Source organism: Holtiella tumoricola, assembly GCF_027857615.1.
Taxonomy (GTDB): Bacteria; Bacillota; Clostridia; order Lachnospirales; family Cellulosilyticaceae; genus Holtiella; species Holtiella tumoricola.
Genome location: NZ_JAQIFT010000016.1, coordinates 348,443 through 371,734, shown reverse-complemented (window position 1 = coordinate 371,734; position 23,292 = coordinate 348,443). Strand labels below are relative to the sequence as shown.

Annotated in this window: 18 protein-coding genes; 14 read left to right on the top strand and 4 right to left on the bottom strand. The window is 34.5% G+C overall.

What is annotated here, in order from left to right:
* The first annotated feature begins 13 nt into the window (after positions 1 to 13).
* A complete protein-coding gene (locus PBV87_RS05200; protein ID WP_053984454.1) occupies positions 14 to 841 on the top strand; it encodes a hypothetical protein in 828 nt (275 codons plus the stop codon).
* A 173-nt stretch (positions 842 to 1,014) separates the two neighbouring features.
* On the opposite strand, the gene PBV87_RS05195 is transcribed toward PBV87_RS05200, so the two are convergent.
* Positions 1,015 to 3,435, bottom strand: coding sequence for a glycoside hydrolase family 94 protein (locus tag PBV87_RS05195; RefSeq protein WP_271011389.1), 2,421 nt, complete (start codon positions 3,433 to 3,435; stop codon positions 1,015 to 1,017).
* Between the two features lie 233 nt (positions 3,436 to 3,668).
* Between PBV87_RS05195 and PBV87_RS05190 the strand changes: the two genes are divergently transcribed.
* The 7 genes from PBV87_RS05190 to PBV87_RS05160 all read left to right on the top strand — a co-directional run bounded on the left by PBV87_RS05190 (position 3,669) and on the right by PBV87_RS05160 (position 12,283).
* Positions 3,669 to 4,676 carry a LacI family DNA-binding transcriptional regulator gene (locus PBV87_RS05190; protein WP_271011388.1) on the top strand — a complete coding sequence of 336 codons (1,008 nt, stop codon included), beginning with the start codon at positions 3,669 to 3,671 and terminating at the stop codon, positions 4,674 to 4,676.
* A 36-nt stretch (positions 4,677 to 4,712) separates the two neighbouring features.
* On the top strand, positions 4,713 to 6,149 hold the full coding sequence (locus tag PBV87_RS05185; RefSeq protein WP_271011387.1) for a type 2 periplasmic-binding domain-containing protein: 1,437 nt from the start codon (positions 4,713 to 4,715) through the stop codon (positions 6,147 to 6,149).
* A 61-nt stretch (positions 6,150 to 6,210) separates the two neighbouring features.
* Positions 6,211 to 7,188: a carbohydrate ABC transporter permease gene (locus PBV87_RS05180; RefSeq protein ID WP_271011386.1), complete on the top strand. Its 978-nt coding sequence runs from the start codon at positions 6,211 to 6,213 to the stop codon at positions 7,186 to 7,188.
* A complete protein-coding gene (locus PBV87_RS05175) occupies positions 7,185 to 8,051 on the top strand; it encodes a carbohydrate ABC transporter permease (RefSeq protein WP_053984449.1) in 867 nt (288 codons plus the stop codon). Before PBV87_RS05180 ends, PBV87_RS05175 begins: the two co-directional genes overlap by 4 nt.
* Before the next feature lie 146 nt (positions 8,052 to 8,197).
* Entirely contained in the window at positions 8,198 to 8,545 is a 348-nt protein-coding gene (locus tag PBV87_RS05170; RefSeq protein ID WP_271011385.1) for a hypothetical protein, read from the top strand.
* A gap of 869 nt (positions 8,546 to 9,414) precedes the next feature.
* The gene (locus PBV87_RS05165; RefSeq protein WP_271011384.1) at positions 9,415 to 11,124 is read left to right on the top strand and encodes a family 20 glycosylhydrolase; all 1,710 of its coding nucleotides are present in this window, start codon (positions 9,415 to 9,417) and stop codon (positions 11,122 to 11,124) included.
* 52 nt (positions 11,125 to 11,176) lie between these two features.
* Positions 11,177 to 12,283 carry an aminopeptidase gene (locus PBV87_RS05160; RefSeq protein ID WP_271011383.1) on the top strand — a complete coding sequence of 369 codons (1,107 nt, stop codon included), beginning with the start codon at positions 11,177 to 11,179 and terminating at the stop codon, positions 12,281 to 12,283.
* Positions 12,284 to 12,401: 118 nt separating this feature from the next.
* Here PBV87_RS05160 and PBV87_RS05155 read toward each other — a convergent pair whose 3' ends face one another.
* A complete protein-coding gene (locus tag PBV87_RS05155; protein WP_053984445.1) occupies positions 12,402 to 13,217 on the bottom strand; it encodes an alpha/beta hydrolase in 816 nt (271 codons plus the stop codon).
* Positions 13,218 to 13,526: 309 nt separating this feature from the next.
* On the opposite strand from PBV87_RS05155, the gene PBV87_RS05150 reads away from it, so the two are divergent.
* The 3 genes from PBV87_RS05150 to PBV87_RS05140 all read left to right on the top strand — a co-directional run bounded on the left by PBV87_RS05150 (position 13,527) and on the right by PBV87_RS05140 (position 17,809).
* Positions 13,527 to 14,600 (top strand): C45 family autoproteolytic acyltransferase/hydolase, encoded by a 1,074-nt coding sequence (locus tag PBV87_RS05150; RefSeq protein WP_271011382.1) that lies wholly within the window; start codon positions 13,527 to 13,529, stop codon positions 14,598 to 14,600.
* 241 nt (positions 14,601 to 14,841) lie between these two features.
* Positions 14,842 to 16,161: an alkyl/aryl-sulfatase gene (locus PBV87_RS05145; RefSeq protein WP_271011381.1), complete on the top strand. Its 1,320-nt coding sequence runs from the start codon at positions 14,842 to 14,844 to the stop codon at positions 16,159 to 16,161.
* A gap of 121 nt (positions 16,162 to 16,282) precedes the next feature.
* Positions 16,283 to 17,809, top strand: coding sequence for a sulfatase-like hydrolase/transferase (locus PBV87_RS05140; RefSeq protein WP_053984442.1), 1,527 nt, complete (start codon positions 16,283 to 16,285; stop codon positions 17,807 to 17,809).
* A 410-nt stretch (positions 17,810 to 18,219) separates the two neighbouring features.
* Here the strand turns inward: PBV87_RS05140 and gltS are convergent, their stop codons facing one another.
* Together gltS and PBV87_RS05130 are read right to left on the bottom strand one after the other, a co-directional pair.
* Positions 18,220 to 19,422, bottom strand: a complete 1,203-nt coding sequence (gene gltS / locus PBV87_RS05135) for a sodium/glutamate symporter (RefSeq protein WP_053986311.1) — start codon at positions 19,420 to 19,422, stop codon at positions 18,220 to 18,222.
* A gap of 118 nt (positions 19,423 to 19,540) precedes the next feature.
* Entirely contained in the window at positions 19,541 to 21,379 is a 1,839-nt protein-coding gene (locus PBV87_RS05130; protein WP_271011380.1) for a glycoside hydrolase family 20 zincin-like fold domain-containing protein, read from the bottom strand.
* A gap of 180 nt (positions 21,380 to 21,559) precedes the next feature.
* Between PBV87_RS05130 and PBV87_RS05125 the strand changes: the two genes are divergently transcribed.
* The 3 genes from PBV87_RS05125 to PBV87_RS05115 all read left to right on the top strand — a co-directional run bounded on the left by PBV87_RS05125 (position 21,560) and on the right by PBV87_RS05115 (position 23,199).
* On the top strand, positions 21,560 to 21,811 hold the full coding sequence (locus PBV87_RS05125; protein ID WP_271011379.1) for a hypothetical protein: 252 nt from the start codon (positions 21,560 to 21,562) through the stop codon (positions 21,809 to 21,811).
* Between the two features lie 72 nt (positions 21,812 to 21,883).
* Entirely contained in the window at positions 21,884 to 22,801 is a 918-nt protein-coding gene (locus PBV87_RS05120) for a ParA family protein (RefSeq protein WP_271011378.1), read from the top strand.
* Complete coding sequence (locus PBV87_RS05115) at positions 22,792 to 23,199, top strand: hypothetical protein (RefSeq protein WP_271011377.1); 408 nt, start codon at positions 22,792 to 22,794, stop codon at positions 23,197 to 23,199. The genes PBV87_RS05120 and PBV87_RS05115 overlap by 10 nt, the downstream gene beginning before the upstream one ends.
* The last annotated feature ends 93 nt before the right edge of the window (positions 23,200 to 23,292 follow it).

The following is a 23,292-nucleotide window of genomic DNA, read 5'->3' as shown; positions in this document are numbered from 1 at the left end:
AGGGGAGATCAGAATGAAGCAAAATTTAAAGTTTATTGGAAAAGTAACAGCGATACATGTGATCACATACATTTTGTGTGGAATGTTTTTTTCTACAATATTTAATTATGAAGGGTTATTTGAATTAGGTAATGCAAAGTACTTTATGCGACCAGCATATGGGATAGGTGCAGTTATAGGACCTTTGGTACAGATAGTGAGAGGAGCTTTGTTTGGGTGTGTTTTGCTTTTAGTCAAAGATAGTTTTATAGGGAAGAAATATGGTGCTTTAAAATTATGGGCAGTCCTTGCTATTGTAGGTATTATTAATACACCTGGACCTGCGCCTTGTTCCATAGAAGGAATCATTTACACACAACTTCCTCTAGAATTCCACTTAAAAGGAGCACCAGAGATTCTCATACAAACTTTGTTATTTTCTTATTTTGTTACAAGAACTCAAAAGGCTACTAAGAAAAGTTTCGTGTCAGATAAGTATAAAACAGCTTGTCTAGCAATGATGATAACAGGCATAGGCTTTTCTTTATCAGGCATTGTATTAGCGCTTATTTTAAAAGTAGATATTATGGCAGGTATGGAAGATAAAATGGCTTTTGGAGTTATGGGGATCGCTATGATAATAGCTTTTGTTGCAACACAGTGGTATGTTCAAAATCAAAATACTTTTAATAAGGTGATTCATTTAATCATCTGTTATAGTGTATTAGCGATTCTTCCAACAGTATATAATTATATAGTAGATTCACCTTTTAAATCATCACTTGCTTTAGTAATAGGTGTCATTCCGACCATGATTATTGGTATTGTAGTATACAAACGTAATAAAGAGGTTATAAGTTAAAAAATGGAGGTTTATGGGACCTCCGTTTTTGTATTATTGAGCTATTTAATTGGTAGTACTAGTCACTGTGATTTTGGGTTAGTAAGAGAAATGACTGTATCATTGTTAATTATAATTCACCTATTAGAGTCAATACCATCTCCTTTACTACCTTTTCATGTGTAGTAATCAGATTAAACCATAACAGTAACATGACAAAGTTCTTTGCCTTGTGGAAGAGGGAGTATATTACCCTCTATTTTTTTGCCATCAGCAGTTAAACTATACTCACCTACTGGGGAAGTAAGAACTTCTATTTGATAAGTGCAACCTTGGAAATGACGGGTAGCTATATAGCCTTTGAGACATTGAGGGAGGCAAGGAGCAATTTGAAGGCCATCAAAGGTTGGGCGTATACCAAGGATATATTGGCTGACATTGACAAAGGTCCAAGCAGCAGTACCAGTGAGCCAGCTATTTTTTGCCTGCCCTAAATCGTAAGAAGCTATACCCGCTATGGTTTGGCTATACACATAAGGTTCTGTAGCATGGATGTCACTTATTTCTTCTAGGTAAGCGGGACATATTCTCTTGTAAGCATCAAAGGCTTCTTCATTATTACCAACTAAAGTATGGGCGATACTTACCCAAGGATTGTTATGGCAGAAGATAGAACCGTTTTCTTTGTATCCTGGTGGATAGCTTGAGATTTCCCCAAGTTCTTTGTAATACTTTGAGTAGCAAGGTGTAAGGAGTACGATACCATATGGCGTAGCTAAATGTTTTTCTACACTTTCGAGGGCCTTTTTTGCATAGCCATTTTCTAAACCTACACCTGCCATTACACAGAAACCTTGTGGTTCAATGAAAATTTTGCCTTCATCACAGCTGTTACTGCCAACAGGATTAAGGAAAGCATCATATGCTCTTAAGTACCACTCACCATCCCAGCCATAGGTTAAGAGTGCTTGCTCCATTTGACTCACACTATCAAGAACATAGGCTACATCATTAGGTTTGCCAAAGCGTTTACAAAGTTCAGCATATTCTTTGCCGTATTTTACGAACATGGCTCCAATAAAGATACTTTCTGCCTTACCACTTTCAAAGTTGGAGCAAGTTTGGAAGCTTTCTCCAGGTTCTTCAGAAAAACAGTTTAAGTTAAGACAGTCATTCCAATCTGCTCTGCCAATGAGAGGAAGTCCATGTGGGCCTAAGTGGGTAAGGGTATAGGAAATGCTTTTTTCAAGGTGAGTAAATAACGTTTGTTCGCTACCTGGAACATTATTAAAAGGGAGCAGCTCATCTAAGATAGTTTGGTCTCCTGTTTCTTTGATATAGGCACTGGTACAAGCAACAAGCCAGAGGGGATCATCATTGAAACCACTTCCTACATCACTATTCCCACGCTTAGTAAGGGGTTGATATTGATGATAGGTACTGCCATCTTCAAATTGAATAGAAGCAATATCCAGTATTCTTTTCCTTGCGCGAGAAGGGATAAGATGAACGAAACCTAACAAGTCTTGGCAACTATCTCTAAAACCCATACCACGCCCGGTACCACTTTCAAAATAGCTTGCACTACGACTCATATTAAAAGTAACCATGCATTGATATTGGTTCCAGATATTAACCATACGATTAAGTTTTTCATCACTGCTATGAATAGAGAAGTTAGCAAGAAGATTTTCCCAGTAAGTGGCAAGTTCTTGCAGTGCAGTATCTACTTGAGCATCTGTTTCGAAGGCGCTCATAAGAGCTTTTGCAGGTACTTTGTTAATGATACCATCACTTTCCCATTTATTTAATTCTTCGTTTTCAATATAACCTAACATAAAGATAAAGCTTTTACTTTCATAAGGAGATAAAGTTATTTCAATCTGATGACTTGCCATAGGAGACCAACCTATTCCTAAGCTATTGCTACATCCTTGATTAAGAGCTACAGGTGTATCCCAACTATTAAAAGAACCTAAGAAACAGTCACGATTAGTATCAAAACCAGTAATAGGGCTATTCACAGTATAAAAGGCATAGTGATTTCTACGTTCTCTGTACTCTGTTTTATGATAAATAGTACTGCCATCTACTTCAAGCTCTCCAGTATTCAAGTTACGTTGGAAGTTTTGAGCATCATCAATAGTATTCCAAAGGCACCACTCAATCCCACTAAAGAGCTTGAAAGTTTTAGGGGTGTCACTTTGATTCATTAATTTGAGTTGATTAATTTCGCAAGTCTTGCCTAAAGGTACGAAACAAGTTAGTTCAGCTAAGAGATCATTTTTTGTCCCACTTATGATTGTGTATCCAAGCCCATGACGACAGCTATAGGCGTCTAGAGGTGTCTTTGCAGGGAGAAAGCTAGGACTCCAAACCACATCGTTTTCTTTAATATAGTAGTGTCTGCCATCGGTATCTTTTGGTACATTATTATAGCGGTATCTTGTAATACGGCGTAGCTTGGCATCTTTATAGAAACTATAGCCACCACAAGTATTAGAGATTAAGCTAAAGAATCCATCATTACCTAAGTAGTTGATCCAAGGAAGTGGGGTATAGGGAGTAGTGATTACATATTCTTTACGGACATCATCAAAAAAGCCAAATTTCATAACGATCACTCCATTCGATAATAAATTTTACGAAAACGATTGAGTAAAATCAAACGTATTATATTTGTATATATATTAAGAAGAACTGTGTATGAGTACCTAAAAATATTAAATTAGAGATAAAAAATTATTTAAAGTTCATAAAATTGTCATTATAAAAAAGCATACTGCATAAATTATGAGTATAGAAAGTTACTCAAACGATTAAGGAAAGGAGCAAGGAGAGGAGGCGTATGGTATCACTTAAAGATATTGCAAAAGCATGCGGAGTTTCCACATCTTCAGTGAGCAAGGCACTAAATGGGCACAAAGATATTAGTGAGAAAAAGAAAGAAGAGATTATTCAAGTAGCGCGTGATATGGGATATATGCCTAATGCAGCAGCAAGAAGTTTAAAAACTAACCGAACGTATAATCTAGGTGTATTATTTACCGACAAAACACAAAGAGGATTAACTCATGAGTACTTCTCTTGTGTACTTGAAAGTTTTAGAGTAGAAGCAGAAAAGCATGGATATGCTATTACTTTTATTAGCCAAAACATTGGAGGCAAACCAATGAGCTATTATCAACATTGCATGCACCGTGGCTATGACGGCATTGTTATAGCAAGCGTTGACTTTAGGGCGCCAGAGGTGATGGAGCTTATAGAAGGGAATATACCTGTTGTAACCATAGATCATCTTTTTAATGATAGAACCGCTATTCTTTCAGATAATGTAGATGGTATGAAACAACTTGTACAGTATATACACAAGTGTGGACATAGAAAAATTGCATTTATCCATGGAGAAGATACTTCAGTTACTCAAAAAAGGTTAGCAAGTTTTTATAAGACTTGCGAAGAGCTAAAAATGAAGATACCTGATGAATATATATGTGAGGCGATTTATCATGATCCAAAGGCAACAGCAATAAAGACAAAAGAACTTCTAGAACTTGCGATACCTCCTACTTGTATTATTTTTCCTGATGATTTTTCTAGCATTGGTGGTATCAATGTGATCAAGGACGCAGGACTTCGTATACCAGATGATATAAGTATTGTAGGGTATGATGGCATTTACTTATCTAGAGTATTAGAACCGTCACTTACAACCCTCAAACAAAATACAGATGAATTAGGAAGGCTAGCAGCACTTAGATTAATTGAACTGATCGAAAAACCAAAGACAGCAATCCCACAACAAGTCATTGTAAAAGGGGAGTTGCTATTAGGTAACTCAGTGAAAAAGTTATAGCAAGTAAAAGGAAGTTAAATTGAGGAGGGTATTTTAATGAAAAAACATATGTCTTTATTATTAGCACAGGTATTATTATTATCTACTTTAACAGCCTGTTCAGGGCAAACTGCAGATTCTTCAACATCTACTCCTTCAACATTAGATCAGCAAACATCTACAAATAGAGATACTAAGACTACAACTTCAGAGACAACACAACCAGATACGACAGATTCAGAGGAAGGAAAAACACTTGTTATTTATGCATGGAATGAAGAATTCCAAAGTCGTTTCAATGATTACTATGCAAGTAAACTTCCATCAGATATCAATGTTAAATGGGTTATCACGCCAAATCAAAATAATCAGTACCAAAATAAGTTAGATGAAGATTTATTAAAACAAGATGCCGCGACCAAAGATGATAAAATTGATATCTTTTTAGTAGAAGCCGACTACGCACTTAAATATGTAGATACAGAGTATACCTTAGATGTTAAAAAGGATATTGGCTTAACAGATGCTGATCTTGTAGATCAATATACCTATACCCAAAAAATTACAACAGATAGTAATGGTGCATTAAAGGGTGTATCTTGGCAAGCAACACCAGGACTTTTCGTATATCGTCGTTCCATTGCAAAAGATGTATTAGGAACAGATGATCCAGTAGAAGTTCAAGCTGCTTTATCTGATTGGGAGAAATTTGATGCTGTAGCTGAAAAGTCAGCAGCAAAAGGTTATAAGATGTTATCAGGATTTGATGATAGCTATCGTACTTTCTCAAATAATGTTTCAACACCTTGGGTAGGAAGCGATAATGTTATCAATATAGATGATAATTTGATGAAGTGGGTAGACCAAACTAAGACTTATACAGATAAGGGCTATAATAACAAAACCTCATTATGGAACGATGGTTGGGCAAAAGATCAAGGGCCAAGTGGTGATGTATTTGGATTCTTTTATTCAACATGGGGTATTAACTTTACATTGTTAGGTAACTCTCTTGAAACACCAATAGCAGAAGGTGGAAAAGAAGAAGTAGGGAATGGGATATTTGGCGACTATGCAGTATGTGAAGGACCACAAGCTTATTATTGGGGTGGAACTTGGATTTGTGCAGCAAAAGGTACAGATAACTTGGGCACAATAAAAGACGTTATGCTTACACTTACTTGTGATAGTGACACAATGAAACAAATTACATTAGATACACAAGACTACACTAATAATAAGGCTGCAATGGAAGAGATTGGAGCAAGTGATTTCCAATCTGCATTCTTAGGTGGTCAAAATCATATTAAGCTCTTTAATGCTTCTGCAAAAAACATTAGCATGGATAATATTTCTCCTTATGATCAAGGATTAAATGAATCTTTCCAACAAGCCTTTATGGATTACTTTAATGGCACAGTAACAAAAGACCAAGCGCTTGATAATTTCTACAAAGATGCACTTATTAAATATCCTGAACTTAAGAGGCCATAATAGATAAAGTTGAAAGTTTATAAAAATTGTTGCCCTACACTTATGAGAGAGTAGGGCAGCAATGATCACAAAGCGAGGGGAGATAATGACCACAAAAAGAACCAAAAAAAATAAAGGTGTGAGTTACTCTAAATGGGGATACTTTTTTCTAGCACCATTCTTTATTACTTTTTTTATTTTTTCATTCGTTCCTTTAGTATCAACTTTTTACAATAGTTTTTTTGAAAATTATCGAAGTGGGCTGAAAATAATAGGGCCTAATTTTGTAGGATTTCAAAACTATATCACCTTGTTTACATCAGGAGATTTGATAACCTATTTGGGGAATACAATGATTTTGTGGCTACTTGGATTTATCCCTCAAATTGTTATTTCATTACTACTTGCAGCATGGTTTACCAATTTAAGATTGAAGCTTAGAGGAACAGGCTTCTTTAAAACAGTAATTTATATGCCTAACTTGATTATGGCTTCAGCTTTTGCAATGTTATTCTTTGCTTTGTTTTCAGATATAGGTCCTGTCAATAGTAGCCTTATGTCTGCAGGAATCATCAAAGAGCCTATCAGGTTTTTAGCAAGTACTTGGGGGACTAGAGGACTGAGTGCTCTGATGAACTTTTTGATGTGGTTTGGTAACACAACCATTCTTTTGATGGCCGCTATAATGGGGATTGATACATCTACTTTTGAGGCTGCTGAAATGGATGGAGCAAAGGGATCTCAAATATTTTTTAAGATTACGCTTCCTTTAATACGTCCTATATTAGTGTATGTCATTATAACTTCTCTTATTGGTGGGTTACAAATGTTTGATGTACCACAAATATTAACCAATGGAACGGGGGCACCCAATAATACAAGTACAACGTTAATCATGTTCTTAAATAACCATCTATATAGTAAGAACTATGGTATGGCAGGGGCATTATCTGTAATTTTATTCATTATTGCTGCTGTACTTAGTTTAATTGTTTTTTATTTTACAGGAAATAGAGAGTCTAAAAGAACAAAAATTAAGGGAGGGGGAGGAAAGCTATGAGCCGTCAAAAAGACCAATCTAAAGAAAAAATGTCCACTCATTTTTACCGCATGGTTTGCTATATAGTACTTGCTCTGTTGACCTTCCTTTCTCTATTCTTCTTTTATATGTTAGTGATTAATGCAACAAGGTCAAATTCTTCTATTCAACAAGGTTTTAGTTTTGTGCCAGGTGGTTCTTTTATGGCAAACTTAAGAAATGTATTAGGTAATCAAAACCTACCTGTTTTATCTGGTATATTTAATAGTTTGTTTGTATCGGCAGTGTCAGCTATATGTAGTATTTATTTTTCAGCGATGACAGCATATGGTATTCATGCTTATGAATTTAAAGGTCGTAATAAAGCATTTACTTTTATATTACTTATTATGATGATCCCTACACAGGTATCGGCACTAGGGTTTGTAAGGCTGGTGAATGATATGGGGCTACGTGATACTTTCTGGCCATTGATATTACCGGCTATTGCAGCGCCTGTTGTTGTATTCTTTATGAGGCAGTATATGGCAAGTAATCTCCCCATAGAGTTAATCGAAGCTGCACGTGTAGATGGTGGAGGAGAATTTTATACGTTTAATAAAATAGTATTACCTATCTTAAAGCCTGCCATGGCAGTTCAAGCTATTTTTACTTTTGTAGGCAGTTGGAATAATTACTTTATACCAGCTTTGATTATTGATAGTAGTAACAAAAAGACGTTACCTATTTTAATTGCTCAACTACGTAGTGCAGATTTCTTGAAATTTGATTTAGGCCAGGTTTATATGCTTATTACCATTGCGATTATGCCAGTTGTCATTATGTATTTATGTTTATCTAAATTTATTGTAAGAGGCGTGGCGCTTGGAGGGGTTAAAGAATAGACAATAGAGTGTATAGAATAGATAGAGAGACTATTATGAAATCTAGTTATAATGATTTCATAATAGTCCCTTATTGTTGTAGAGTAAGAAGTCATGTTATAGTGAAAGTGTTAATAATCAATGAGCTTAAGAAAAGAGGAAATCAAATGGAACTAGTACAAGTTTATGACCAATATAAAAATATAAATAAGACTTTAGAAGCTTTTTTAGAGAAGTATATAGAAACAGAAGAGACTATGAGTGCACAAAGCTTACAGGAAATTTTCCAAGATACTCAAGGTGGAATTGAAAAATTATTAAATGATGCAGCAGAAGTTCAAGTAGATTGTGAACATGAAAATGATTTAAAGGACCTTAAATACCTTATGACAGATACATTATTTTTATTGATGGATCTTAGTAACTTCTGCGCTCACAATGAAATGGGTAGATGTAAAATGCGTGCAATTAATTATTTAGGTAAGAGAAAACGTGTAGAAGTATTTGGACAATAAAACAGAATGGGACCTCGGTGGAGGTCCCATTTTAATTAAATAAATATTTGTTTAAGTGAGGGGGTACTTATATTTAGTCTACTTACGTGAGCTGGCTAGTTGGATTCTCCTTCACCTGCTTCACTTGGCTTTCAGAGAAATGTAACTCATTCAAAAATAATAACGGTGTGAACTCACTTCGTTCAGACAGCACACCTAAAATCACTATTTTCTCATTTCGAACATTTCTTATCTGAAAGCTACGTAGGCAGGTTCCGGAGAACACACCTATCCAGCTCACTGAGTCAAGTCTACTAAATATGTACGCCCTGACTTTGTGAGCTGCACCCGTAGGGAGGTTACTAAACTGCATAAATATTTCCTAAATCTTCTTATATGAAAGGACTTTCCTAGCCTCACCTACTGCCCATCACATCATAACCCTTCCGGTAGAAAGATAGCAAAACTACATGACTCATTTTCTAAACATCCTTCATGTGAAAGTGCCTAATCATTCCCGAGTTTAGATCAAAAGTACTATCAATTTTACAAAGCGTATCTTACTTAATTGAATGCCAAGGACATTGAAATCTGCAAGGTTTTGCCTTCCAAAGAAGAGATGTTTGCTCTTCTTTCCTCTCCACGGCGTGTCACTGGGAGTGAAAACTTAACTTTCTGAGTAGAAAAGGGAGAGCACACACGTAGTGCTGACCGGTCTATCTCAACTACTAAGTTTTCACTCCATCAAATATTTATTATGTCAGAAATGGAAATGATAAAGCTTAGTGAAAATATATAAAAATTAAAAAATTATTTAGTAAATAGAGAATTAAAATATAAAGTTTTAATATGTTAAAATAATATAGAAATATATTGTATAAGGGGAAAATATGATAACTATAAAAAAACAACTTGAAGAAGTAGTGCAAAATTTAAAAGTTAGAATGATTGGTCCAAACCAGCATAAAATTTTAATGCCCTACGTTCCAAAAGGATTTGAGATAGAATTTTTAGGTTCAGATTATAAGCAAATTATTGATGATGTAGGTAATATTTATGCACCATTTATAGATATGAAGGTTATTGTAGATTTTAAAGTGTCTTATGGGCAGGAAGTTATGTGGACCAAAGGTTTAGAAGTAGTTGTTCCAGGAAAATATGGTACACCATTAGCTATAAATACTAAGCCTTATGTTATTCCGGAGGTACAAGAATGGATAGGCTTAGAGGGGAAATACTTAATTACGAAGAATTCTATCATAAGAATTTCTGAAAATGTTAAAGAGAAGTTAATAGTAAGTGCTCAGATATTAAAACAGGATTTAAATGAAGAAATAGGTTTGGATTTAGAAATAGTAATAGGTGGTATAGTTAAGGAAGGTGACATATTACTTGTATTAAGTAATGAAGATAAAATTATAGGAGATGAAGGATATAATTTATGTATTAATAACTTTGTGAAGATAAGTGCTTGTCATACAAGAGGAATATTTTACGGAACAAGAACGCTTCTTCAAATGCTAAAACGTCAAAAAGGAAAATTAGAGCAGGGGATGATTAGAGATTATCCTAGATATAAAAAAAGAGGATTTATGTTGGATGTAGGTAGAAGATTTTCCTCTATGGATGCATTAAGAACATATGTAAAGCTTATGGCATGGTATAAGATGAATGATTTTCATATTCACTTAAATGACAATGAGATTCATATCGATGAAGCAAACTGGGAGAAGGCTTATTCAGCATTTAGACTAGAGTGTGATACATATCAAGGATTAACGGCGAAAGATGGTCATTATACAAAGCGCGCATTTGGAGAATTAATAGATTTTGCAGATAAATATGGTATAGATATAGTGCCAGAGATCGATACACCTGCACATTGTTTAGCATTGACTCAATATAATAAAGATTTAACATTAGGAACTGGAAAGGGAAGAGACCATCTTAATGTTATGAAAGAAGAAGCGTATGAATTTATAGATAAGCTATGGAATGAATATTTACAAGGAGATATGCCTGTCTTTAGATGTAAGGAAGTACATATTGGAGCAGATGAATATTTTGGAAGTGATGAAGTATTAGAACATTTTAGAGCTTATACAGACTACTATTTGAAATGGATTAAAGCAAAAGGTAAGACACCAAGATTATGGGGGAATTTAAGTAGTTTCAAGGGACAGACACCTATTATAAGTGAAGGTGTTACAATCAATATATGGAGCTTAGACTGGGTGGATGCTATAGAAATGATTGAAGCGGGCTATCAGATTATTAATTCTGATGATACCAGGTTATATATTGTACCTCATGCAAATTACTATAGACAACACTTAGATAAAGAAAATTTATTTAATACATGGGAGCCAAATATGTTCAGAGAGGCATATACAATCCCGGCAGGACATCCTCAGCTATTAGGAGGTGCTTTTTCTATTTGGAATGATATGATAAATGTACCTGTTTCAGAAGAAGATATCTATGATAGAGCTAAAGAAGGTATTCAAGTATTAGCGCAAAAACTATGGAATAATAAGTTTTCAGGAGATTATATTATATTTGATAAAATCTGTAAAGAAGTACATAATTGCAACTTATAATAATAAATATGATATGTTATAGTAAGAGAGACGAACAAACTAGGAGGCAGCAATGAGAGATCCAAGAATAACTAAACTTGCACAAAACTTAATTCAGTATTCCGTACAGTTACAAGCGGGGGAAAAACTTTTAATCGACCTTCCTAATGGAGGAGAAGAAATTGCTACAGCACTTGTAGAAGAAGCCTATCGTGTAGGAGGTATTCCTTTTGTTAACCTTGAATCAGAAGTGATTCGTAAAGCACTTCTTTTGGGAGCGACAAAAGAGCAATATGAGTATCAACTTAAATACGATTTAGAGCGTATGAAAGATATGGATGCCTATATAGGAGTAAGAAAAGTAGATAATCTCTATCAAATGTCAGATGTCCCATCAGATAAGATGAAGATTTATACAGAGTATAGTGGGCCACTTCATGCTAAGGAACGCTGTCAAAATACTAAATGGTGTATCTTAGGTTATCCAACCAATAGCTTTGCACAAACAGCGCATATGAGTACACAGGCTTTTGAAGATTATTACTTCAATGTATGTGCATTAGACTATGCCAAGTTCCATGAACTTATGAAACCTTTACATGATCTTATGGATAAAACAGATAAGGTGCATATTATAGCGCCTGGAACAGATTTAACATTTTCTATTAAAGATTGTTGGACAAGTATATGTAGTGGAAGATGGAATATTCCAGATGGAGAAGTAGGGATGGCCGGTGTTGTAACGGATTCAGTAAATGGAACTATTGCTTATAACGTACCATCTAACTATCAAGGAACTATTTTTACAGATGTTAAATTTAAGTTTAAAGATGGTAAGATTGTTGAGGCAACAGCTAATGAAACAGAAAAGCTTAATGCTATTTTAGATACAGATGAGGGAGCACGCTATATTTGTGAATTCTCTCTTGGAACAAATCCATTTATGGAACAACCCATTTATAATACACTTTTTGATGAGAAAATGATTGGTACAATGCATTTTACACCAGGACATAATTCGGCAATTCACTGGGACCTTATTCAATCTCATAAACCACAAGATGGTGGAGGGGAGATTTGGTTTGATGGTGTGCTCATTAGAAAAGATGGAGAGTTTGTAGTTAAAGAATTATTACATCTTAATAAAGAGGCATTGAAAAAAGCTTTAAGTATGGAGTAATTTGATAGAGCCATCAGTACTATTGGTGTGCAAAGAAGACTTTATAAATATAATAAAAGCAGGTATTACATAGAAATAATGTAATACCTGCTTTTATTATATTTTAGAAAGATGTTATTTAGAGATTATGAGCCCAAGTACAAGCGAGCCTAATCCAATTTTGACATTCTTTTTGAATGCTACCAGGATATCCGTTAGCCATTGTTTCTTGGGAGGCTAAAGCTAGACCATGCCCTCCAACTGGATAGATATGGAGTTCGTATGAAACATTTACTTTTTGTAAGGCAGTCGCAAACATTAGTGTTCCTTCTACAGGTACGGCATTATCTGTTTGGGTATGCCAAATGAAAGTAGGAGGAACATACTCAGTTACTTGAGTTTCTAAGCTAAGCATGGCTTTAAGTTCTTCGGTATAAGAAGAACCAAGGAGGTTTGTAAAGCTTCCTTGATGCCCTTTTTCACCTGATGTGAGAACAGGATAGCATAAGAGTAGGCCATTAGGCTTATAGTTTGACATAGGTTCCTGCATTAAAGTTTGCAACCAATCTTGATGCCAAAATACACCAAGGCTTCCAGCTAAGTGCCCGCCTGCAGAAAAACCGGAAATAATAATTTTATCTGGGTCAATGTGATATTGTTCTGCATTTTGACGCAGATGTGACACAGTCTTTGCAAGTTCTAGTAAGGCAGTTGGGTACTCTGCTGGTGCACAATGATATTTAAGTACACAAGCGTGAAGGCCACGGGCATTATATTGAATAGCAATAGCCTCAGCTTCACGTTCAGAAGTATATCCATAGGCGCCACCAGGGCAGATGATGACAACAGGCCTTTTTCTTGCAAGATCAATTTCTTGATAGTTATCTAAAAAATAAGTATAGAGTTGTGCCTTTTCACATTCTCTTGAATCAATTTCTATTATTTGATGTAGCATAAGTAAACTCCTTTAGGATATAAGTTGATGATAAAAGCTATAAATAATGAGTTAAAAGGTAAAAATGGTAGTGAAAAATTACTGATATACAAGTAAATTTAACATGTAATTCTGTGTTATTCAAGTATATTTGAATTTAAGTGTAGAATATACAAAAACTTATTGATTATTAAATAAGTAAAATTATAAAGAGATAGTTTGATGGTGAAATAGTTTTAAGTTGAAATAGTTTGAAATAAAAATAATTTGATTATCAAGATAATCTGTTTTATAATAAGTTCATAAATAATAAATACAGGGAGATCAGTTATGAAAAAAGCATTAAAAATTACGGGCATAAGTATTGTCAGTGTACTTCTTCTAGTGGTAATAGGAGTAGGAACTTTATTCTTTGGAGAAATTCGTACATTACTTAGCTTTAAAGAATTAAATGGACATCCATTTTATGAAATGACTTACCATGCAGATTATGGACTAGATGAATTTTTAGAAAAGGGTGCAGCAACAGATGATGAGCTTGTAGGCTTTGTGACTCAAAAAATATTAAAAGGCATACCGTTTGAAGTCAATCCAGATGGTGCATGCAGTACATTTATAGCAACATCACCAGAAGGGGACAATTTATTTGGTAGAAACTTTGATTATGTACCTTCTATAGGAATGATTGTACGTACGACACCTAAAGATGATTATGAGTCTATATCTGTTGTTAACTTAAATCATTTAGGATTAAGTGCAGAGAATATGCCAGATAAAAATCTTTTAAATCGTGTGATTACTTTAGCAGCACCTTATGCACCATTAGATGGGATTAATGAAAAAGGACTAGCGATAGGTGTACTTGTTATTAATAAAGGGATTGTTCATCAATCAACAGGCAAAGTACCTATTACAACAACGTCAGCTATTCGTATGATCTTAGACAAAGCAGCAACAGTAAAGGAAGCTATAGCTTTACTTGAACAATATGATATGAACTCAAGTGGGGATACAGGATACCATTTCCAAATTGCTGATGCAACAGGAGATACTGCAATTATTGAATACATAGATGATGAAATGCATGTGCTAACCAAAGAAGAAGGCTATACAGCTGCAACAAACTTTGTGCTTTATAATGATATGAACGAAGGAAGTGGCCAAGATCGTTATGAGGTTATTAAAGCGAAGCAAGAAGAAACAGGTGGCATTATGAATGAAGAGGAAGCTATGGAATTATTACTTAGCGTTCCATCACAAGGCACACGTGTGATTGAGGGGCTAAATGAAACGATACCATCAGATACACAATGGTCATGTGTTTATAATTTAGATGATTTAACTTTACAGATTTGTACGGGTAGAGATCAAGCGAGAACATATTATTACAAAATAGATAAATAAGTAAGGGAGTGCGTAATAGCACTCCTTTTTTACATATAAGTTATAGAAAGTAAAGTAATATTTTCAGTTATAAGATGTATCTATAATATACTACCTATATTGGTTCAAACTTTTTAAACGAGAAAATAAATAAAAAATAATGCATTGAGGCAGGGGTTGCAGTTGCTTGGATATCAAAGTATAATGAAAGAGAATGATTTGGTATCCAAGTATTTTATTAAAATGAAGAAAGAGGTATACAATGACAAGATTCATAGGGGAAGAAAAACTTATTAAGCAAGCACAGATAGGATTTCCTAAAGGTATTACAAAAATTACGGAACGTGTTTATTTTGCATTGGGATATGGTGCAAGTACAGCAACTTTAATCGAAGGTGAAAGTACATGTATACTCATTGATACTTTAAATGGAACTACAGTGGCGAAGGAAGTATTAGAAGCGTTTAAGAAGATAACTAATAAGCCGATTAAAACTATTATCTATACACATTATCATCATTTTGACCATACATGTGGAGCAGGTGTTTTTGCAGATGAAGATTGTGAAATTATAGGACGTATACCTGCCTATCCTCAGTATGGAAAGAGTCATTTGTTAAAGGATATTTTTGCAAAACGTACAGCTATGCAATTTGGTACGGGTCTTTCAAATGAAGAAATATTATCATTAGGCATTGCACCAATTAATGATAATAACGGAGAAAAAAGTAATTTATCACCTAATAAACTTTTTAGTGAAGAAAAGTTAGTATTAACTATAGATGGTATTGAGTTAGAGTTAGTTGCAGCCCCTGGAGAAACAGATGATCAGATTTTTGTATGGTTACCACAAGAAAAAGTTATATGCTGTGGGGATAATTATTATGAATCATGGCCAAATCTTTATGCCATAAGAGGAGGACAATATCGTGATGTAAGTAGCTGGGTAGATGCTTTAACTCATATGATTAGCTATGAAGCAGAATATTTATTACCAGGACATACAAGAGCTGTTGTAGGGAAAGAGAAGATTAAACAGAGCCTAACAAATTATCGTGATGCAATCGAGTATGTATTAGTAGAAACACTAAAAGGAATGAATGAAGGTATGACGATTGATGAATTAGTTGAACAGATCAAATTACCGCAGGAACTTGAAAAACTTCCATATTTGCAAGAATACTATGGCACAGTAGAGTGGACAGTAAGAAGCATCTTTACAGGCTATTTGGGATGGTTTGATGGGAATCCAACTCATTTAGGTTCTATGCAAAAAATGAAAAAGGCACAAAAAACATTAAAATTAATGGGTGGAGCAAAAAAGGTAATAGAAGAAATTGAAGAGGCATTGAAACAAGAAGAGGAACAATGGGCAGTAGAGCTTTGTGATATTTTACTAGCTGCTGGAGAAGAAGTTGAAATTGCCAAAGAACTTAAAGCACAGGGACTTGTTGTACTTGCAAGGATACAGACTAGTGCCAATGCTAGACACTACTATTTAGCAAGTGCAAAACAATTACGTGGGCAGCTTAAACCTCAAAGCATGAATGGTGCTTCATTAGATTTATCTAAGAAAAAATAAAAATTTACTAAAAAGTTAACAAACATTTACTATATTATAAATTTATGAGATAATAATCTGTGAATATAATTAAATACATCAAGAGAAGAAGGTTATTTTATATAGTAAATAGAGGTGGAAAATGGAAGGTAATATTAGAAAAGTTGTATTTATAATGACAGATAGTCAACGCAAAGATATGGTAGGATGCTATGGTAATCCTCATATGCGTACCCCTAATATTGATAGGCTAGCAGAAGAGGGGATCCGATTTGAAAAGGCTTATACAGCACAACCTGTTTGTCAGCCAGCAAGGGCAGGGTTATTTACAGGTCAATATCCACGTTCTACAGGTGGATGGACAAATTCAATGGGGATCGGGCAAGATGTGCAACATATTGGACAAAGATTAAATGATCATGGCATACATACAGCTTTTATTGGAAAGTGGCATTTAGATGGGGGAGATTACTTCGGGATGGGCAGATGCCCAGAAGGCTGGGATAAAGAATACTGGTATGATATGAGAAATTATTTAGAAGAGCTTACCCCAGAAGAAAGGGTTTTATCAAGAGACCAAAACATTATTTTTAAACAAGGTGTAGAAGAGGCATTTACTTATGGACATAGATGTAGTAATAGAGCTGTTGACTTTTTAGAAAAACATCATGACGAAGATTTCTTCTTAGTTGTTTCTTATGATGAGCCACATCAACCATTTTTAGCACCAACACATTATGCGGAGAGCTATAATGATTACTTTATACCTATTACCGAAGGACACTATGATACTTTAGAAAATAAGCCACAACATCATAAAGTATGGGCAGGTTTGAAAAAAGATCAAGCAAGGCGTAGTGAAGAAGCAATAACTAATCAGACAAAAAGTGGTAAACTAGGAAGAGATCCTATTTACTTTGGATGTAATAGTTTTGCAGATGCTCAAATTGGCAGAGTTGTTGATGCAGTCAAAAAACATGCGCCAGATGCTTTAATTATCTATACAAGCGATCATGGTATATTCTTTGGAGAACACGGACTTTGGTGTAAAGGGCCAGCAATGTATGATGAGATTACAAATATTCCATTGATTATGAGCTGTAAGCAGTGGGAAGAAAAGGGTATTGTGGACAACAATCCTGTCTCACATATTGATTTAGCACCTACTATCTTTGAATTTATGGGTGTACCTATTCCGAAAATGTTTATGGGATCAAGTATTAAGGATCAAATTCTTACTAAAAAACGTGTGAAAGATTATGTTTTCATGGAATTTGGTAGATATGAAGTGGATCATGATGGCTTTGGAGGTATGCAACTTATTCGAGCAATTTTTGATGGACGCCATAAGTTAGTGCTTAACTTACTTACATCAGATGAGCTATATGATTTAGAAAAAGATCCTAGTGAAATAAACAACTTAATAGAAGATGAAGCATACAAAGAAATTCGTAATAAACTACATAATGCATTATTAGATGAGATGAATCGTTCACGAGACCCATTCCGTGGCTATTACTGGGAAAATAGAAGTTGGAGAGAAGATGCAACTGAGCCAACTTGGGACTATACAGGTATGACAAGGCAAAAAGAAAATGAAGAGTATGAGCCAAGACAGTTAGATTATATGACTGGATTAGAAATGGCTCAGGCTGTAAGAGGTAAATAAATAGAGAAAACCATGTAAGAACTGACGTCAGGGGCTAGTTCTTACATGGTTTTTGTTGTTTAAAGAATAAATATTTGTTTAGGTGTGAGGGCATGTAGGCAAGCTTATTGTATTCCAACTTCTAGTCCTCGTCTTTTAAGAGAGGCTAAGTTCACTTCATCAAACTAACGGTCAAAACTCAGAAAAGAAGTTCACTTTTCTTCAAACATTTTCCTAAAACCAGTTTGATTCTACTCACTAAGCCTCTCTAAAAAGTCTGTGGAGAAAGTTTCCATACAATAACTCACCTTACAGCCCATCACATTATAGACCTTTTCAGTGGAGAGAAAGAGAGCTAGACTACATGGATTGATAATCTAAAATCTACCTCATCATTTCTAAGCTTAGGATTACACAACAAAAAGGACTTATTAAGCGATGATGTTAATGAAAATAGTGATCACAGCAGAGTTAACAAAATCTATAAAGAGACAACCTACAATAGGAACAACGAAGTAAGGTGTAGGAACAAAACCGTAGCGATTAGTGAGCTCGTCCATATTGGCAATAGCATTTGGGGTAGCACCCATACCAAAACCACACATTGCAGACGCAAATACAGCAGCTTCATAATTTTTGCCCATTACACGATAGGTGATTATATAAGCAAAAAGTCCAACTAGAAGTACTTGAGCAATAAGCATAATAATAAGTGGTAATGCCAAATCAAAAAGTTCCCAAAGTTTTAATCCCATTAAGGCCATTGTTAAGAAAAATGATAGACTTAAGCCACCTAATGTCTCAATCTCTTTTTCTACTAACTCTTTATGAGTAAAATCATAAATATTTCTAATAACAGCTGCAACAAGCATAGCACCTATATAAGAAGGAAAAGCTAAGCCAAGATTTTGAATAAGTTTAGAAACTACAGAACCAATTCCCATTGCAATAAATAAAAGGCATGCCCCTGACATGAGGCGTTTAAAGGAAAGGATATTGTGGTTTTCTTCATTATAATCCCCAACTTCTTCTGGGGGGATAGTAGAGTTTTCATCATGGGGTGTCTTAAGCTTATGGCCTAAAATGAGATTACGTGCAACAAGGCCTCCAATAATACTGCCCATAATAAGCCCAAAAGTAGCAGAAGCTACAGAAATTGTAGTGGCACCAGAAATACCCATATCTTCTAAAATTGGTCCAAAGGAGCCTGCTGTACCGTGGCCACCAACCATTGGAATAGAGCCAGTACAAAGACCAAGGAGAGGGGTAAGTCTAAAGAGGGTAGCGAGTGTAACCCCGACGATATTTTGGAGAATAACAAGAGAGGTAGCAAGGATTAATAAAGTTGCAACCTTTATTCCACCTTGTTTAAGTATTTTCAAGCTAGCAGTGAATCCTATACTTGTAAAGAAAGCAGTCATAAAAATATTTTGAAGTGTTGTATCAAGATTAATTGTAGCAATACCTGTAAGATTAAAGAAAAGAATTAACAAGGCAAAAATAAAACCACCTACAACTGAAGGGGGAATACAATACTTTGTTAAAATAGAAATTTTATTTCGGAGATATTTACCGAGATAAAATATAAGAGAAACCAAGGCCATTGTTTCGTAAAGATCAAAATTTAATGTCATTACCATGTTGTCCTTTCTAAATGAAACTTCTACTTCATATTAGTATATATAAAAATGGAGTAGAGTATACAATATATAATAAAATGTCCTCTAAGTAAAGCTTAGAGGACATTTTATTTTAGCCTTGGAAAACGTGATGGGCTAAGTTTTTATTAAAATCTTTATCATTTGCCATATGTCTAGCAAGACGAGTAAGCTCATCTTTTAAATCAAGATAAAGCATATCTACATAGTTCCAGTCAGACAAGCGATTTGTATCAAACCAAACTTTTTCATGATATTGACGTACTGTTTCAAGTTCTGCAGCAAGTTCTAAGATATCTGTGATATAAGCTTTTGCTTCTTCACGATTTTTAGGTTGTTGCCAAGGAAGCATAGTGATTTTTTTTGCTGTAAAGAGAATACGTTTTGCACTTAAGTATAAGGCATCTATTACAGTTTTTTCTTCTACTTTTGTTTTGAAAACTTTAATAGCTGCTAAAGCTTTTTCCATTTCTGGAATAAGAAGATGTGCTTTTTCACGAGCTTGGAAAGTAATTGGTTGTAAAGCACATTTATACATTTCATTTTTGAAAATAAAGTCATCTTCTAAGCCTAATACACGATCATAGTGATATACAGAATATAAAGATGCAGCTTCTTCGTGATTTAATCCTAAGAATACAGCATGATAGATATCATAAAATTGTTCAAAAGTATAGTTCGTTTGGGTAGCCCAAGAACAGTTTGCACCAATAAGTAATCCTGGCCAGTTCAGTTCGCGAGAACAGTCTCCACCATCTCCCCAACAAGACATAATCATATGTGTAGAGTTACCGTTAGCGGCACGAAGAAGTCCCGCAGTATTGTCCCAACATACTTTCATATCACAAGCAAAGCGATTCCATGACCAAGTACCAGGAGACACACTTACTGTAAGACCAATTTCATGTAATTTTTCTACATAAGGGTAGCTTGTACGTGGTGCATAATCCCAGAATACAAAGTTAATCCCTTTTGGAAGTTCAAGAGCACGATCAAGCCCTACTGCATAGTCACCCCATGGTGGCGCAAAGAAGTCAGCATACATCATCATAGAGCAGCCACGCTTTTTAAGCTCATCATGAATCCATGTAAAGTGGTCAATGAAAAGTTGTCCACCTCTTTCTTTGCCATAAACTTCAGTAATAGCACATGGCTCATCACCACCTACGTGGATTACACCAGGACCAAAAGCTTCAATGACTTCGTCTAAAATATTTTGAATAAGTGGTTTAACATCTGGATTTAATGGATCAATAACGCTGGTTGGCATACCTTTTTCGTTGTGAATAGTAATCGGTTGAAGTGACGCAATGGCAGCATTTTTATCAAAGTGACCAAGTAAATTAATAATTGGGCGTACACTGATATTATACTTTTTAGCATATTGAGAGATTGCATACCATTCATCACCTGTTAAGCCGTCGGAGTATTTACCCCAGTCAGGGCAGCATTTAAGCTTGAAAACATCTTCAATATATGGCATATACACATTATATTTGTAACGTGCTAAGCGTCTGATAATGGTTTTGAAATGTTCAAAAGTAGAAACTTGACCACGAGAAATATCATCAGAGAGAGAGCGATAATCCATATCTGGATAATCTTCGATCACTCCGGATGTAAGTGTGCCATGATTTAGACGATCTAGTTCAGATAATGTCATTAGACCATAAAATACACCGCCCAAAGAAGAGGCTTCAATTGTAATGCTTTCTTCAGTAAGTGTTAAAATATAACCTTCTTCATGAGCGTAAGTTACTATTTTGTAGACAATAGGTTTAGTACCTGTACCGGTATAAGAACCTGCTTGAAGCACTTCTTCACAGACAGGAATAAAGGTTTTAAGTTCGTCTGTAAGTATGTAGTCGTTTAAAGTTATAGACTGATTAGTAAGTGATACTTTTTTGAGTTCAGGAATAATATTATAGTTCATAAAAATCTCCTTGAATTATGTAATAAAGTAAGTACTTATTTAGTATATAAGAAAACATTGATAAATTCATTAAAAATACACTAAAATTATAGTAAAATATTTTGAGAAGGTACTTGGATATAAGAGAGAAGTTATTTTATTTATACTATAGGTGAATGTAATAAAAAGAGGAGGAAGAATATGTTTGGAAATAAAATAAAAAGACAAATTAAAATTCAGATAGAAACACAAATAAGAGATTTAAAGCTTTACTTAGAAAATAATTATAAAGATTTAGCCATTGAAGCAAGAAAAGAGGCAATTAGCCTGATAGAAGAACATTATAAAAAAGGTAATCTAAAAGAAAAAGATTATATGAAATATCAAAAGATATTAGGCGAATACACAGAACTTATGAAAGACTATAATCACCAACAATTTTATAGAACTTAAAGATTACACATATTTCCCTTTTATGTAGCCATATATATAGAAGAAGAGAGGCAAATTAAAGGGGGAATGTTATTGGAAGTTATTTCAGTTGTTAATTATAAAGGTGGTGTGGGAAAAACAAGTGTTGTAGCTAATCTTACTGTAGGATTAGCTATGAAAGGCTATAGGGTGTTAGTAATAGATTTGGATCCACAAGCTAGCCTTACATTTTCCTTTGTTTCTGTATCAGAATGGGCTAATAAGTATAAGGAACAGCGTACAATTAAGAATTGGTATGATAATTATTTGAATAGCAAATATATGTCTTTTAAAAATCTTTTTATAAGAGATTTGGAAGTAAATAAGTACTTAAAAGTACCGGTAACGATAGTTTCTTCACATACAGATTTATTTAAGGTAGAAATTGAACTAGCACAAGGGCTGTTAGGTAGAAATAGAAGGAAAGAAGCTGGTAATAAGCTTGCAACATTATATTTGCTAGATGATGGGTTGGAATCACTGAAGAAAGAATTTGATATTATTCTTATTGACTGTCAGCCTAGTTTTGGAATTATTACTCAAAGTGCTATTGTGGCAAGTGATTATTATTTAGTACCAACTAGGCTAGATCATTTGTCTAGTTTGGGAGGACTTACATTAAAAGGGCATATAGAAGAATTAATGAAAGAGTCCAATGAGAATATTGCTTACTTTAATTTACCATATCATCCAGTTAAGACCCTGTTGATGGGGACGGTAGCAACAATGGTACAAAGTAATGGGGATGAGTTAATTACTGTGAATAGACAGTATGAAAAAAGTATTAAGGAACAAGGATTAAAGTATTTTAAGACACGTATACGTTTTAACCAAACGGTTATGGGGCAAGAAAGTAAAATTCCTGTTATTGTAAGAGAAAAAACAATGCCTGTAGAGAAGAAACTTGCTGATGAGTTTAAGGATTTAGTTAACGAAGTAATTGAACGTATGGGGGATCTATCATGTCAATAAGTCATCAAGAGACACTACAAGGGTGTCGAATGACACTTGAATTTATAGAGGGCTTAGATGAGACTACGTTCAAAAGGTGGTTAGCAGGAGAGTATATACTTACATTACAACCGAGCTTATCAGCTAAAAAGGTAAAAAAAGAAAATAAAAAAGAAATTATTTGGCAAGAAATGTATAAATCTTACGAGCAAAAACTAAAGATAATGGATTCTTATGAAGAAGCAATTGAGTACTTGCAAAGTTTAAAGTTTAATAAACAGCAACTCAAAGATTTAGGAAGTGCATGGAGTATTTACATACAAAGTCGAGATACTAAAGAGAAAATTATATATAAGATAGTTGAAGAAGTAGTAGGAAATAAGTTAAAAATACAAGTACTAGGCAATAAAGGAAAATAAATCTAGAAGTGTGGAAGAAGCTAAAAATTAAGCTTCTAAGTATATTTAAGTAAAGAAAAGTAAGAAAGTCATATGAGTAAATACTTTGCTGGT